This window comes from Colwellia sp. TT2012 (assembly GCF_001440345.1).
Classification (GTDB): Bacteria; Pseudomonadota; Gammaproteobacteria; order Enterobacterales; family Alteromonadaceae; genus Colwellia.
On the sequence record NZ_LJYX01000006.1, the window covers coordinates 414,987 to 429,222 of the forward strand.

The following is a 14,236-nucleotide window of genomic DNA, read 5'->3' on the forward strand; positions in this document are numbered from 1 at the left end:
TTATGAATAAAGCCCAGCTAATGCTGGGCTTTTTACGTATTATGTTCGTTCATATATTGGGCGTGATTTAGATGATAATGTTTTGGGGTTTTGTATGACTATTAAAAAAATTGCAATTGTAGGTGGTGGTACCGCTGGCTGGTTAGCCGCCAATCACCTTGGTAAAGCGCTTTATAAAAGATCTGATATAGCTATTACCTTAATTGAGTCACCCGACATTGCCCCTATAGGTGTTGGCGAAGGTACAGTTCCCGATATAAAAAAAACCTTAGCAAGTTTTGGTATTAGTGAAACAGACTTTATCCGCCAGTGTGACGTCACTTTTAAACAGTCGATTAAATTTGTTAATTGGTTGGATCAAGATAAACATGGTAAAGACAATTTTTTTCATCATTTGTTTGATGTACCAAACCGTGAAGATAGTGAAAAATTAACCGCACATTGGTTAACTGAAAATAATGACAACCCTTTTGCTGAGCATATATCAGCGCAATTTAAAGTGTGCGAACAGGGTAGAGCGCCAAAGCAAATAACCAGCCCTGAATATCAAGGGGATCTTGCTTATGCATATCACCTAAATGCTGCTAAGTTTGCCAAGCTACTGGCCGATAATGCGCGTACTAAATACCGAGTGAAGCATCTGCTAACGCATGTTAGCGATGTTACTCTTAGCGATGACGGTTCTATAGATTCTTTAGTCACTAAGAATGATGGTGAGTTAGCTTTTGACTTCTATATTGACTGCTCAGGCTTTGAATCGCTACTTATTGCTAAGGCGATGAAGGTGCCATTTGTTGATGTTTCAGATCAGTTATTAGTTAATACAGCCTTGGTGGTGCAAGTTCCAACCGACAAAGACTCCGTGATACCGCCCTATACTATCGCAACGGCACATCAAGCCGGCTGGATTTGGGATATTGCCTTGCCTAATAGGCGTGGGGTTGGCTTTGTTTACTCTAATAACCATATGAGTGATGAAGAAGCCCACATTCAATTAGATGAGTATTTAGGGGGAAGTAACCCTGAGCTGATTTACAAAAAGCTACCGATGAAAATAGGTTATCGGGAAAAATTTTGGCACAAAAATTGTGTCGCCTTGGGGTTAGCTCAAGGGTTTTTAGAGCCTTTAGAAGCGACCTCTATCTTATTAACTGACTTTGCCGCCAACTTTCTTGCCCAACGGTTTCCGAATAAAAAAGACGAATTATTAGTACTCGAAAAGCGATTTAATCATGCCATGGGACATGCTTGGGCAAGAGTTGTTGATTTTATCAAGTTGCATTACTGTTTATCAGACCGAGATGACTCATCTTTTTGGCGTGAGAATAGAGATCCTAGCACCATGTCTACAGAGCTAAAGGAGAAATTAGCTTTGTGGGAGAACTTCACGCCGATCAGTGATGATTTTTTTAGTCAATTTGAAGTGTTTTATTTGGAGAACTTTCTATTTGTCTTATATGGTATGAAATATAAAACGAAATTGACTAGTGGTGATGTAACCGACTCAAAAGAACGTATTGCCGCGCTGCAAGATATCACCGATAGCTTAGTCAATAGCTTACCTGAGCACAGGGCATTATTAGATAAAATTAACAGATTTGGCTTGCAGGAATTATAGCATGAGGCTGTATAGTTATGAGTATGCTATACAGCCATTTATCAGTTTAAGCTTCTGCTGAGCTTTTACTGAAGTTTATCTGTTTTTTAGCGAGTCTTGCTATTTGGTGCATGGATGACAAGTGAGCATAGATGATTGGTAATAAACCTTTGTTACGCAATTCATTAAACTCATCATCTGGTAATGCTTCTAGCTTCGTCTCATCAATTACATAAAGTCCAGTAAGGGCTAACTTTTCCTCGCCAGCCAAATTAATATTAAGTGACTTTAACGTTAATAATTTCTTATTAGCAAAATATTGCATGATCTCATTGGTTTGCTCATATTTTTGTGCAATATCAAGTAAATGTTCAGTTCTTGCTTTGAGATAAGCGGTTTGTTCACCTTTATCATCGAATAACGTTTGTCCTGACTCCTCATTTATCATAGAGCTGTCAGTATCAATACAAACAAAACAGTTATCATCTTTTTCACTTTGTTTGACCAGTGAAAACGGGTAATTAAAGAAGCTACTGGGGATTACTTCGGCTGGCCAGTTTGCTGTTTGGCAATACAGGTTAATGCCAGGCTTTACCCCCATCATCGCCACTGCCGTAAATTGCCCCGTTTCAGTGTTTTTTACAAAGACAATAGGAAACTCTGCTGCTAAAGGTATAAAATCTTGCACAACAACAGGGATCAAGTGCTGCTCTTTAAAGCGAGTGAAATCTTTATTATCTTGAACTTTCAGTTTCGCATGTTGCTGGTGGTTTAAGGGGATAATATTTGTCATTAAATAAAGGCTCCGCGGTTATTGTTTTAATTATTAGGTATTGTTACATGCCAAGTACAGACTTTATTCGTTACTACTTGTCGAATATACTGGCAAATGAGGTGATGGAAAAACGGCCATTAGTAGTATCGCCACTATAGCTTTCTTTCGATGTTAAGTTAGCGCCGTGCAACAGGTTGCCTTGATAGATAACAAGGCGATTGAATTTTGCCTCTACCTTTAATACTTGTTCAAATAAACTGGTTGAATTGGTGATGTAGCCATTATGTTCTGGCAAGTTTGCGCTAACTTCCTTGAGCATATCATCCAAGATGATTTCATCTTGCTGATTTAGTTCAACTATATTCTTTGGAATATAACGATAGATGCTAGTACCACCAAGCTCTGGCCCTGAAAGATAATGAACGAAAGCATACTCGGAGCTTTTACAACTATCTACATGAGGCATCTTTTGTTCTGTCAGTAATTGAGAAGGAGGGCAAGTAACTAATGAAATTAGGCTTTTGTGAACAATAACGGAGCATTGCTTACGACCGGCTAATTTTGGCATGATACTTTGTTGGAAAAATGCTTGCAGCAAGCGTATATAGGGCTCGGGCATATTGTCACGAACACCAGGGTAATATGAATTATCGGCATGCATTGGATTGAAATAGGCAATGTTTTTGGCAAAGTGCATCACACTATCAGCACTTAACAGGAAATCATCAATGATATAAGCATGTAAATTCGTATTAGGAATAGGAATTTTTTGTATTGTTAAATCAGGGTTTAATGTTAAGTCTTTCATTGTTAGGCTTGTTCTTATATTATTTATTTCAATTCAAAATGTTTGTTACATGCGATAACAGCACCTTTTAAATCAATATACTTACTTTTGACAGCGCTGTCAAAGTGCGTGGCGCAGTAATAATTACCGGCGGTATGACCTAGAAATAGTAAGCAATGTTTCATATTTATCAAAATATAAAATATTTCGTTAATGAATGTTTAGTTAATCCTATTGATTGATACCAGCAGTTTATTAAAAATAAGCGAGGGTATTAACGTAAAATAAAAGCAGTAAACTTGAATTGCGTGCATTATTGTAACCAAGATAGTGTTTTGTGTATTTAATTTTGACAGCGCTGTCAAAATTATGGATAGTTAGGATAATAATAACATTTAAAGCAGAGCCGCTTTATCAAATAACGCTGTAAAAGGTCCTTTAACATGCACATTAGCAAGATGAATAAAAAAGTCTTAGCGCTTACTATTGCCGCTAGCTTATCTTTACTCGGTTGTGAACAATCTCCTAAGTCAGCCGTTGATAACGGGGAAAGAATTAACTTACAAGCTATTTACTCTGTCGCTCAAAGTGATATTGATAATATTGCTCAGCATTTAGAGGTTAACTATCGTGTGGTTACTAATATTCCCAGCGATAAATGTGATAGTAAAATAGCTGATGGCGCTTGTTTTGAAGTGGAGTTAACGTTTACCGCGAAACAAGCCATAGCGGCTAAAGACTGGACCATTCATTTTAGTCAAATTGCCCCTATTCAATCTTTTGAAAGTGATGATTTCAGCGTAAAACACTTAAACGGTGATTTACACCAGATCAGCTTAAAAGATAATTTTTCCGGCTTTGCTCCAGGTGAAAGTAAAAGCTTACTCTTTCGCGCACAATTCTGGTCATTAGCCGAATCCGATGTGATGCCAAATTACATTGTCAGTGCACCTGGTTTAGAGGCTAGGGTAATTGCCAGCACTAAGCCATATATCGATCAAGACTCAGGTTTAGAAATACTGCCACATGTTGCAACCTTTACCGATATTAATAGCCAGCTTAAGCGCAGCGCCGCCGATAAAACTCAATGGTTAACCCCAGAAAAACTCTATCAACGTAACACTGTGCTCACTGAAGAGAAGCTCGGCGTTGTCCAAGCAATCATTCCAACCCCTAAATCGGTAAGTATTGATGCCAATAGGGGCTATGCCAATATTGGCCAAGGTGTTGCAGTATCGTTAGGTAATGTTAAACATGGTGATGTCGATGCGGCGTTATCGCGTTTACGTACTTTAGGTGTCAAGCAAAACGCGGCTGGCTTACCACTACATTTAAGTATTATCCGTGATAGCGACAAAATTATTGGCAGTTATCGTTTAACGATTACAGAAAAAGCCATTAGTATAGTTGGTGTTGACGGTAATGGTGTTTTCAATGGCTTGCAATCATTAGCCAGTCTTGTGACCGTGGGCGAGTCGCGTATACCCATGCTAGTAATTGATGATGAACCTCATTATGTTTTTCGTGGCATGTTAGTTGATGTAGCGCGTAATTTTCACTCAAAAGAATTTATTTTAACCTTGCTTGAGCAAATGGCGGCTTACAAATTAAATAAATTACACTTACATCTAGGTGATGATGAAGGCTGGCGTCTAGAAATTCCAAGTTTACCGGAATTAACGGATATTGGCGCTAAGCGCTGTTTTGATGTGAGTGAAGAACATTGCTTAATGCCGCAACTAGGTGCCGGCGTTGATGCAAGCTCATCGGTAAATGGTTATTACAGTGTCAGTGATTATCAAGAAATTTTACAAGCAGCAAGCGCGCGTCATATTCAAGTGATCCCATCACTTGATATGCCGGGTCATTCTCGTGCTGCAATTAAGGCGATGACTGCACGTTATAAAAAATATCAAGCCTTAGAAAATGAAGCAAAAGCGACACAGTTCTTATTAGACGATTTTGAAGATAAAACCAAATATTCATCGGTACAATTTTATGCGGATAATACCATCAATGCTTGTTTAGAGTCTTCTTATGATTTTGTCATTGAAGTGATGACTCAGGTAAAGAAAATTCATGCCGATGCCGGTCAACCGCTGACCCGTTATCATATTGGCGCCGATGAAACTGCAGGGGCATGGTTGAACTCTCCTGCCTGTATAGCTTTTGTCGCTAATAATGATAAAGGTGTCACTCAAATGAGTGAGTTAGGGGCTTACTTCATTGAACGTGTTGCCAGTATATTATCAGAGCTTGATATTGAAACGGCAGGTTGGAGTGATGGCTTGGAGCATACTAACGTCGATAATATGCCGGCTATTGTGCAAGCGAATGCTTGGGACACGCTATTTTGGGGCGGTCACGATAAGGTTCATCAGCTAGCAAACAGAGATTGGCAAGTGGTTATTTCTAGTCCGGATGTTTTATATTTTGATTTCCCCCATGAAGCCGATCCTAAAGAGCATGGCTACTATTGGGCATCACGTCATACCAATACTGAAAAAGTCTTCCAATTTATGCCGGATAACTTACCTGTTCATGCTGAATTTTGGCTCGATAGAGAAGATAATACTTATGTTGCTGATGACACTAAAACGCCATTGGCCGCTGGGCAAAAGTTCTTAGGTATTCAGGGGCAATTGTGGAGTGAAAATGTTCGCACTGATGATATGGTTGAGCATAAAATTTTCCCACGTTTATTAGCTTTAGCTGAGCGTGCTTGGCATCTAGCTGACTGGGCGGTGCCTTATAACTATCAAGGCGCTAAATATTCATCGCAGAGCAATACCTTCACCACAAAAATGCAAGCCATGCGTGATAAACAATGGTCTTTATTTGCTAATACCTTAGGAAAAAAAGAGTTTGCCAAGCTTGAGCTAGCACAAATTGATTACCGGTTACCTACCGTAGGCGCTATTGTCCAAGGGGGGAAGTTACATGCCAATATTGCCTTCCCAGGCTTAACCATAGAGTATCAAGTAAACGGCGAAAACTGGTTTATTTATCAAGAGCCTATTGCGGTTTCTGGTCAGGTAAGTATTCGCAGTCGTAGTACCAATGGTTTGAGAACCAGCCGTATCACGCAAGTAAGATAATAACGCTAAAAGGATCTCACTGGTATTTATCTATTATTATCAGTTAGTTAATTTACATTCAGTAACACTTGTAATGAAAGCTTAATTTATATCAAAAAAAATAAATGACAACGCTGTCATTTGTAGCTAAGATGAAAAATCAAAAAAATGAAAATACGAACAGTTAACATGGGATCGGTATGCTGACAAGTAGTGATAAAAACAATGAGTTATTTTTAGGTATTGATGGTGGTGGCAGTAAATGTAAAACCATTATTATGAATAAAGATAATGAAATACTTGGTACAGGCATGTCAGGTCCCGGTAATCCATTGCATGGTTTTGAGCAAGCAACACATTCTATTACCGAGTCGGCTAAATTAGCGTTAGTTGATGCAGCTTTAGCTCATATAAAACTGGATGAGCTAGTTGCCGGTGTTGGTTTAGCGGGTGTTAATTTACCTGGGCTCTATGAGCAAATGGCTGCTTGGCAGCATCCTTTTAAAGCGATGCATTTAGCGACCGATTTATTAATTGCGTGTTTAGGTGCCCATAACGGTAGTGATGGTGCGGTGATTATCGCCGGTACTGGTTCTTGTGGCTTTGTTTGTGTCGATGAACAACACACTATCGTTGGTGCTCATGGATTTCCCCATGGCGACAAAGGCAGTGGTGCTTGGTTTGGCTTACAAGGGGTTAAACAGGTTTTATTGTCTCTTGATGGCTTGGTCGCACCAACCTTGATGTCAGCTGTGTTGTTGAAAAAACTTAACTGCAAAGACGATACTGATTTAGTTGAAGCCGTTGCCAGTCAAAAAGCGACTTACTATGCGCAGCAAGCAAACTTAGTTTTTGATGCCGCAGAGTTAGGCGATAAAGTTGCCTTGGCCATTGTCTATGAGGGTGCTGAATACATTAACGCCATTGCTCGGACTTTAGCGGAAAAAAAACCACCACGTATGTCTATGCTTGGCGGGCTAACACCGAGATTAAAATCTTGGTTAGCAGACGACATAAAGGCGAATCTTGCTGAGCCATTAAACCCACCGGAAGTTGGTTCAATACTTTTTGCTCGACAGCAACAAGCTAAACAGTCAACACAGCAATCGGCGTAATGCCAGTATAATTAAATATATTCACTTGAACTTGATAAATTAGGACAGCTAATGACACCAATGCGCTTTCATGCTCAACGACTATTTGACGGACATGCTTTTCTTGATGATCGAGTGTTGACTATAGTGGCCGGTAAAATTACCGATATTGACCAAAACACCAGTAAGGTCGATGTTACCGCTAAAGGACTTGTGGTTCCTGGTTATATCGACTTACAAGTTAACGGTGGTGGCGGGGCATTATTTAACGACTCACCCTCGGTTGATAAGCTAAAAATAATCATGGCTGCTCATGCTCGGTTTGGTACTACAGCTATGATGCCCACTTTGATTAGCGATAAAATTGAAGTAATGCAGCAAGCCGCCGATGCTATAGCCCAAGCAATATCAACTGGTGTCGCTGGTATTCTTGGTATTCATTTCGAAGGGCCTCATTTATCAATCGAGAAAAAAGGCACTCATTGTGCTGATTATATCCGCGGTCTTTCCTCTGCGGAGTGGCAGGTTCTTTCCCGTAAAGATATTGGCGAGGTTATTGTCACCCTAGCACCCGAAACAGTCAGTACTGATGATATTAAGCGTATGGTTAAGTTAGGTATTAAAGTTTGCTTAGGTCATAGCAATGCCGATTATCAAACAACTCAACAAGCAATCGATGCCGGCGCTAGTGGCTTTACTCATCTATTTAATGCTATGTCGCCATTACAGGGGCGTGAGCCTGGCGTTGTTGGCGCGGCGCTATTAAACAACAACACTAGCTGTGGCTTAATTGTTGATGGTTTTCATGTCGATTACGCCAGTTGTAAATTAGCGATTCAAGCTAAACCCCGAGGTAAAATATTCTTAGTCACTGACGCTATGCCGCCAGTGGGTACCACACTAACTCAATTCGCTTTATATGACCGCACTGTTTATGTTGATAATGGCAAACTTACCTCAACCACGGGGGAGCTGGCGGGCTCTTCGTTAGATATGGCGAGTGCCGTTAAAAATACCCACCAAGGCTTGGGTATTCCTTTAGATGAAGCACTTCGTATGGGCAGTTTATACCCAGCACAATATTTATATCAAAACCAAGCTGTTATTCGTGGTGAACTTATGCTGGGAAAACAAGCTGATATGGTGGTATTAAATGACGACTTATCGGTAAAAGAGACTTGGATTTCAGGTATAAAGATATAATTTAGTCATTCAATTTAAGTAATAATTATAACAATAACGCAAGATAACGAGGAAGTTATGGAAATGTCACTCACGCAAGAAAAACAAGAGAAAAAACAGAGTAATGTCGTGCCGATGATAATCGTCGCTGGGCTATTCTTCATATTAGGTTTCGTCACCTGGTTAAATGGCTCCTTGATGCCTTACTTGCAACAGGTTTTGCAACTAAGCCCCTTTCAAGCATCACTTATATTATTTTCATTTTATATCGCGGTGACCTTTACCGCGCTACCTTCTGCCTTGGTTATCCGTAAAGTGGGCTATAAAAATGGCATGGCGCTAGGTCTAGCAACAATGACCTTGGCCGCTTTATTGTTTATTCCTGCCGCTAAAACACAAATGTTTCCTTTATTTTTGTTAGCTCAATTAATCATGGGCGCAGGACAAACATTACTGCAAACAGCCGTTAATCCTTACGTTGTCCGTATTGGCCCTGAAGAGTCAGCAGCAGCACGTATTTCAATTATGGGCATCTTAAATAAAGGTGCTGGTGTGGTAGCGCCTATCGTATTTACTGCCTTAATCTTAAGTGGTTTTACTGATACCGTTGGTGTTGAATTAACACAAGGTCAAATGGACGACATGGCAAATAGCTTAATTACCCCGTATTTAGGACTTGCTATTTTTATTGGTGTATTAGCTTTTGCTATCAAAAAAGCTCCTTTACCTGAATTACCGAGTGAAGAAGAAGAGGGTGAACATAAAGGTCAACTAAAAGAGGCGCTTGCTCACCCTAACTTGGCACTTGGTGTTGTTGCACTATTTTTATATGTGGCAGTAGAAGTTATCGCCGGCGATACTATTGGTGCTTTCGCACTGGCTTTAGGGGTTGAAAGCTATAGTGTGATGACTTCATATACCATGGCTTGTATGGTATTTGGTTATATTTTAGGTATTACCCTTATCCCTAGGTTTATCTCGCAACAAAAAGCCTTGATGGTTTCTGCCGTTTTCGGTTTAGTGTTAAGTTTTGGTGTTATTTTGGGTGATAACAACTCGTTTGCTATTGCTAACTCACTGTCGTTTATTCTTGGTGGTGCGCAATTACCCGATCCCTTGATTTTAATTGCTTTTTTAGGGCTTGCTAATGCCATTGTCTGGCCTGCTATTTTCCCATTAGCACTTTCAGGTATGGGTAAGTTAACCAGTGTTGGCTCTGCGCTTTTAGTTATGGGTATTTCAGGTGGCGCATTTGGTCCATTATTCTGGAGTCTAGCAAGTGGTAGTAGCGGCCAAGCGGTAGATCTTCAAGGCGGCTATATTGTTATGTTACCTTGTTATTTGTTTATTTTATTCTACGCTGTTAAAGGCTGCAACATGAAATCTTGGAAATAATTGCCTAAAGTAGTGCTTGCTGATCTTCTTTAGGCGGGCATTTAAAACACGAGTAACAACAACCTCAATGCTGCCTTGTTTCAACTAGGTAAGCTTGAGGTGTTTTTATGTTAAAAATTCAATAGTTTAACTTATAGTGAATAATGTTAGAGCATATGAAGTTTTATTGTTTAAAACATGACTTACTGGTTGGTCCAGATGTTGACGTACTGGTCGAACCATTATAGTATTAGCTCACTGGTTAAGGTCTGAGCACTTTTATGGCATTGGCAAATGAAAGTGGCTATCAACTTTAGCGGGAAGTAAATAAAAAGTAACTAAACTTTAAATGACTTAAAAGGATTTAATTATGTCTGCAGCTAAAAGGAAAGTAACCGTTATCTATTGCTGTGATGATGACTTAGCTATGTACAGGAAAACACAGACTTTTAACCTAAACGCCTATGGTGATATGATTATTCCACAAAAATTTAAACGGGGTAAAACTATAGTGGCATTTTGTGACGGTGACGTTAATGTGATTAATAGTGTCGGTGATAAACTTGTTGATGAGTACTAGCATTTATAACAATGGCAGCAATAAACACTACTATTGATAATGTGGTTAAGTAAAAAAAACAAAGGTGACAGTAAATGTCACCTTTTTTGTGTCTATCTCATTAATAGCCGCTAGTGTTTTTACTTTGTAATTGTTTATCAGTGTAAGTGGATTTTTCATGTTTTTGACCAGCAGCTTCAGCTAACTCTGCCGGCATATAGTTTTCATCATGTTTAGCAAGTACTTCACTGGCTTCAATACTAAGGCCAGTAAGCGGGTGTTCGGCTAGCGTACCATTGGCTACTATGCCTTGGCCTTCACGAAATAGATCAGGCAACATTCCTTCAAAATAGACAGTAACCGTAATGTCGCTATCTTTGAAGACAATAGGCATGGTCATATCGCTAAGCTTAAATGATACTTTTAAGCTCTCAGGGTCGCGTTTTACCGACCCAGGGACCACTAAACCACCGATGCGAATACGTTGGCCGAGACTTGCCTTTAAACCGGTCTCTTTTTTACCTTGGCTGATCTCAGAAGGGGTAAAAAATAAATCAATATTTTGACTTAATGCATATAAAACAAGCCCAAAGACAGCGCTGATGCCAATCAGGATAGAGGCGACCATAGCTAGACGTTTTTTACGGCGTGGATTCATTATTCAGGTACCTTATTTAATTATTTAATTCTTTATTTCGGTGTTCATGTTGTTGCTTGCGCAGCTCTCTGGCTTGGCGGAGTTTATCTTCTCGCTGCTTGCGCTTAGCTATTTGGTGGATGATTTGCTGATGACCTGCTTTAGAGCTGATCAATAAAAGGGTAAGTATTAAAGCGGTTGCACCAAAAGAAAGCCAGACATAGAAACCATATCCGCCCATATTGATGAAATCGCTAAAACTATTAAATTGCATTGAGTGCTCTCCAACTAGATGCTAATTATTAACGGGTATGATTTTTTACTAGCTCGCGCACCCAAGGACGAATGCTATTGCGCGCTAAAATTTCATTACGAAAACGCAGACTGATGATTACAGCAACTAATAAAGAAAATCCGATGAAACAAACGATAAATGGCCATAACATATCTAGCGACATAGATGGCCTACCAAGCTTACTGACTGTTGAGCCTTGATGAAGAGTATTCCACCAGTCAACAGAGTATTTAATAATTGGAATATTGACGACACCAACAAGGGTTAATATTCCCGCCGCTTTACCGGCTAAGTTTTTATCTTCAAAGGCATTGTGTAAAGCAATGACCCCTAAATATAAAAATAACAATATGAGTTCCGACGTTAAACGTGCGTCCCAAATCCACCATGTGCCCCACATAGGTTTACCCCAAGCAGCACCGGTAATTAACGCTATAGCCGTAAATGCAGCACCGACCGGCGCCATGGCAGCAGCAGAGGCATCAGCAAGTTTTAATTGCCAGACTAAACTGCTAAATGCTGCGATGGCCATGGCAAAATAAATGCCCATAGACAAAGAGGCTGCCGGTACATGAACATAGAAAATACGAAAGCTGTCACCTTGCTGATAATCAGCAGGGGCAAATAGTAGTGCCCATACTAAGCCAATACTCAGGAATATTGCCGCAAGGGCACTTAGCCAAGGTAATAACTTATTGGTGAGGTGATAAGATACTTCCGGGTTTGCGTAAGGGTGTAACCATTTCCACATTAATTTATTCTCACTATTTTTTGTCGGTTATAAGGCAGGATTACCGTGTTGTTTTTCATGGCAAAGTAACAGTGCTCTTTCGTGTTTATCGTGTCTATATTGAGCATTACCATTTCCACGTACCGCCTATCATGTTAATAGGTACTCACTATTTTTTGTCGGTTATAAGGCAGGATTACCGTGTTGTTTTTCATGGCAAAGTAACAGTGCTCTTTCGTGTTTATCGTGTATATATTGAGCGTTACCATTTCCATGTACCGCCTATCATGTTAATTGGTACTCACTATTTTTTGTCGATTATAAGGTAGGGTTACCGTGTTATTTCTCATGGCAAAGTAACAGTGCTATTTAGTGTTTATCGTGTCTATATTGAGCGTTATCATTTCCACGTACCGCCTATCATGTTAATTGGTACTCACTTTTAGGGCGGCGCCAACAGCAAAGGGGGCGAGCGTTAAAGATCCAAAGAATAATGCGGCGATTATAGCAAGTTGGCCGCTGTAAGGTAAACCAAGCGCGGCAGTGTCTATCGCGCTGGTAGCAAAAATTAATACGGGGATGTATAGCGGTAACACCAGTAAGCTGAGTAACACACCGCCTTTTTTAATACCCACGGTAAGTGCGACCCCCACCGCGCCTAATAAGCTAAGTACCGGTGTGCCGAGTAATAGGGTCAGCACTAAGGCGGTGTAACTGTTTTCATCTAGATGCAGTAATACCGCTAACAGTGGAGCTATTAAGATAAGTGGCAAACCGGTTATTAACCAATGGGCAAATATTTTAGCTAATACTAATAAAAAAATAGGATGCGGGCTTAGCAGCATTTGCTCAAGCGAGCCATCGAGGTGATCTGATTTAAATAAGCGGTCTAACGATAATAGCGTTGCTAAAAGGGCTGCTACCCAAATAATGCCGGGGGCGATACGGCTTAAAGTTTGCGTTTCAGGACCTATGCCTAAAGGGAAGAGCGTAATGACAATAACAAAAAATAATAATGGATTAATGATGTCATCTTTATGCCGCATGGCAATGGTAAGATCGCGCTTTAATACCAACATAAAGGCATGGCGATAAGAAAGTTGCTGTGATGTCTGCGTTTTATTGTCGCGCGAGATATTGTCCAATTCGGTATTATTTATCACGGTATTGTCGATATTAGCGGTTACGGTTTCAATCTCTTGCGCCGACTGGGTTTTTAATGTCATTAGGTTACTTCTCTAAACGCTCTAAACGAAATACATATTAATCGAAGCACCATCAATAGCTGTAATCTAAGGTGATTTTTTTGATTTGCTCTGGCTTAATGCTAATTAAATCTTGATGTGTGGTTAAGATAACACAGCCACCGCGCTCTGCCTGTTGAGCAAACAGCTGTTCTAAGCTGGCAACGCCTTGTTTATCGATGGCAGTAAAAGGCTCATCTAAAATCCAAATAGGCGCATGACTTTGATATAAACGCGCTAAAGCAATACGTCTATGCTGACCAGCACTTAAGTGTGAGGCTAAGCTGTCTTCAAAGCCAGACAAGTTTACCTTGGCTAAATACGCTAAAGTATCTGCGTTTTTGTTTCCATGTAAGGCCAAATTAAAATCAAGATTTTCTTCTGCGGTCATCTCACCTTTTACCCCGGCTAAGTGGCCGAAATAGAGCAGATTTTGTTGATATTCTTCTCGACAGCGATTGATCGCTTGGTTTTTATAGTGAACTTGACCATCATAAGGCTGAGACAAACCTGATAAAATACGCAATAAACTGGTTTTACCTGAGCCATTAGGGCCTTCAACTTGCACGATATCGCCCGCATGAATATCCATTGACAATTCATCAAATAATAAGCGTTCTTCTCGAATACAGGTAAGCTTTACCGCACTGAGCAGGGGCGTTGAGGTTTGTTTAGGCAATGTCTTCACTTTTTCTTTATCTATGTTTGTTAAAATCTACGCTTTAGTTTGCCGGGTGAATGCTAGCGTTGTTGGTCGAATCACTTTTGCTATGGATCGTATAATCACTTTGATCAATATACTAACATAGCCAAGATTAACATAGCCCAATAAAGTTGTAACATTATGAAACAACTTGGGCGGTTAATTTACATTAATATTTGCAT

The 14,236-nt window shown here is 40.0% G+C and carries 13 protein-coding genes; 6 read left to right on the forward strand and 7 right to left on the reverse strand.

The window, feature by feature from the left end:
* The first annotated feature begins 94 nt into the window (after window positions 1-94).
* The gene (locus ASU03_RS03510) at window positions 95-1,618 is read left to right on the forward strand and encodes a tryptophan halogenase family protein (protein ID WP_057830493.1); all 1,524 of its coding nucleotides are present in this window, start codon (window positions 95-97) and stop codon (window positions 1,616-1,618) included.
* Between the two features lie 46 nt (window positions 1,619-1,664).
* On the opposite strand, the gene ASU03_RS03515 is transcribed toward ASU03_RS03510, so the two are convergent.
* Together ASU03_RS03515 and ASU03_RS03520 are read right to left on the reverse strand one after the other, a co-directional pair.
* A complete protein-coding gene (locus ASU03_RS03515; RefSeq protein ID WP_057830494.1) occupies window positions 1,665-2,390 on the reverse strand; it encodes a SapC family protein in 726 nt (241 codons plus the stop codon).
* A 73-nt stretch (window positions 2,391-2,463) separates the two neighbouring features.
* Window positions 2,464-3,180: a DUF6445 family protein gene (locus ASU03_RS03520; protein ID WP_057830495.1), complete on the reverse strand. Its 717-nt coding sequence runs from the start codon at window positions 3,178-3,180 to the stop codon at window positions 2,464-2,466.
* Between the two features lie 437 nt (window positions 3,181-3,617).
* On the opposite strand from ASU03_RS03520, the gene ASU03_RS03525 reads away from it, so the two are divergent.
* The 5 genes from ASU03_RS03525 to ASU03_RS03545 all read left to right on the forward strand — a co-directional run bounded on the left by ASU03_RS03525 (window position 3,618) and on the right by ASU03_RS03545 (window position 10,466).
* The gene (locus ASU03_RS03525) at window positions 3,618-6,257 is read left to right on the forward strand and encodes a family 20 glycosylhydrolase (protein ID WP_057830984.1); all 2,640 of its coding nucleotides are present in this window, start codon (window positions 3,618-3,620) and stop codon (window positions 6,255-6,257) included.
* 179 nt (window positions 6,258-6,436) lie between these two features.
* A complete protein-coding gene (nagK, locus tag ASU03_RS03530; protein ID WP_057830496.1) occupies window positions 6,437-7,351 on the forward strand; it encodes an N-acetylglucosamine kinase in 915 nt (304 codons plus the stop codon).
* 51 nt (window positions 7,352-7,402) lie between these two features.
* Window positions 7,403-8,533, forward strand: coding sequence for an N-acetylglucosamine-6-phosphate deacetylase (gene nagA, locus ASU03_RS03535; RefSeq protein ID WP_057830497.1), 1,131 nt, complete (start codon window positions 7,403-7,405; stop codon window positions 8,531-8,533).
* A 57-nt stretch (window positions 8,534-8,590) separates the two neighbouring features.
* Complete coding sequence (nagP, locus tag ASU03_RS03540) at window positions 8,591-9,907, forward strand: N-acetylglucosamine MFS transporter NagP (protein ID WP_057830498.1); 1,317 nt, start codon at window positions 8,591-8,593, stop codon at window positions 9,905-9,907.
* A 349-nt stretch (window positions 9,908-10,256) separates the two neighbouring features.
* Window positions 10,257-10,466: a TIGR02922 family protein gene (locus ASU03_RS03545; protein WP_057830499.1), complete on the forward strand. Its 210-nt coding sequence runs from the start codon at window positions 10,257-10,259 to the stop codon at window positions 10,464-10,466.
* 100 nt (window positions 10,467-10,566) lie between these two features.
* Here ASU03_RS03545 and ccmE read toward each other — a convergent pair whose 3' ends face one another.
* The 5 genes from ccmE to ccmA form a co-directional block, all read right to left on the reverse strand.
* Window positions 10,567-11,103 (reverse strand): cytochrome c maturation protein CcmE, encoded by a 537-nt coding sequence (ccmE, locus tag ASU03_RS03550; RefSeq protein ID WP_057830500.1) that lies wholly within the window; start codon window positions 11,101-11,103, stop codon window positions 10,567-10,569.
* A 16-nt stretch (window positions 11,104-11,119) separates the two neighbouring features.
* Window positions 11,120-11,356 (reverse strand): heme exporter protein CcmD, encoded by a 237-nt coding sequence (gene ccmD / locus ASU03_RS03555; protein WP_057830501.1) that lies wholly within the window; start codon window positions 11,354-11,356, stop codon window positions 11,120-11,122.
* A 28-nt stretch (window positions 11,357-11,384) separates the two neighbouring features.
* Complete coding sequence (locus ASU03_RS03560; protein ID WP_057830502.1) at window positions 11,385-12,128, reverse strand: heme ABC transporter permease; 744 nt, start codon at window positions 12,126-12,128, stop codon at window positions 11,385-11,387.
* 404 nt (window positions 12,129-12,532) lie between these two features.
* Window positions 12,533-13,186 carry a heme exporter protein CcmB gene (ccmB, locus tag ASU03_RS03565; protein ID WP_057830985.1) on the reverse strand — a complete coding sequence of 218 codons (654 nt, stop codon included), beginning with the start codon at window positions 13,184-13,186 and terminating at the stop codon, window positions 12,533-12,535.
* 199 nt (window positions 13,187-13,385) lie between these two features.
* Window positions 13,386-14,030, reverse strand: a complete 645-nt coding sequence (gene ccmA, locus ASU03_RS03570; protein WP_057830503.1) for a cytochrome c biogenesis heme-transporting ATPase CcmA — start codon at window positions 14,028-14,030, stop codon at window positions 13,386-13,388.
* Between the last annotated feature and the right edge of the window lie 206 nt (window positions 14,031-14,236).

Bases quoted from the DNA above. Each gene is read 5' to 3' on its own strand.
- ccmE (WP_057830500.1), bottom strand. From the start codon at position 11,103: ATGAATCCACGCCGTAAAAAACGTCTAGCTATGGTCGCCTCTATCCTG.
- ccmB (WP_057830985.1), bottom strand. From the start codon at position 13,186: ATGTTGGTATTAAAGCGCGATCTTACCATTGCCATGCGGCATAAAGAT.
- ASU03_RS03510 (WP_057830493.1), top strand. From the start codon at position 95: ATGACTATTAAAAAAATTGCAATTGTAGGTGGTGGTACCGCTGGCTGG.
- ASU03_RS03525 (WP_057830984.1), top strand. From the start codon at position 3,618: ATGAATAAAAAAGTCTTAGCGCTTACTATTGCCGCTAGCTTATCTTTA.
- nagP (WP_057830498.1), top strand. From the start codon at position 8,591: ATGGAAATGTCACTCACGCAAGAAAAACAAGAGAAAAAACAGAGTAAT.
- nagK (WP_057830496.1), top strand. From the start codon at position 6,437: ATGCTGACAAGTAGTGATAAAAACAATGAGTTATTTTTAGGTATTGAT.
- ASU03_RS03545 (WP_057830499.1), top strand. From the start codon at position 10,257: ATGTCTGCAGCTAAAAGGAAAGTAACCGTTATCTATTGCTGTGATGAT.
- ASU03_RS03560 (WP_057830502.1), bottom strand. From the start codon at position 12,128: ATGTGGAAATGGTTACACCCTTACGCAAACCCGGAAGTATCTTATCAC.
- ccmD (WP_057830501.1), bottom strand. From the start codon at position 11,356: ATGCAATTTAATAGTTTTAGCGATTTCATCAATATGGGCGGATATGGT.
- nagA (WP_057830497.1), top strand. From the start codon at position 7,403: ATGACACCAATGCGCTTTCATGCTCAACGACTATTTGACGGACATGCT.
- ASU03_RS03520 (WP_057830495.1), bottom strand. From the start codon at position 3,180: ATGAAAGACTTAACATTAAACCCTGATTTAACAATACAAAAAATTCCT.
- ASU03_RS03515 (WP_057830494.1), bottom strand. From the start codon at position 2,390: ATGACAAATATTATCCCCTTAAACCACCAGCAACATGCGAAACTGAAA.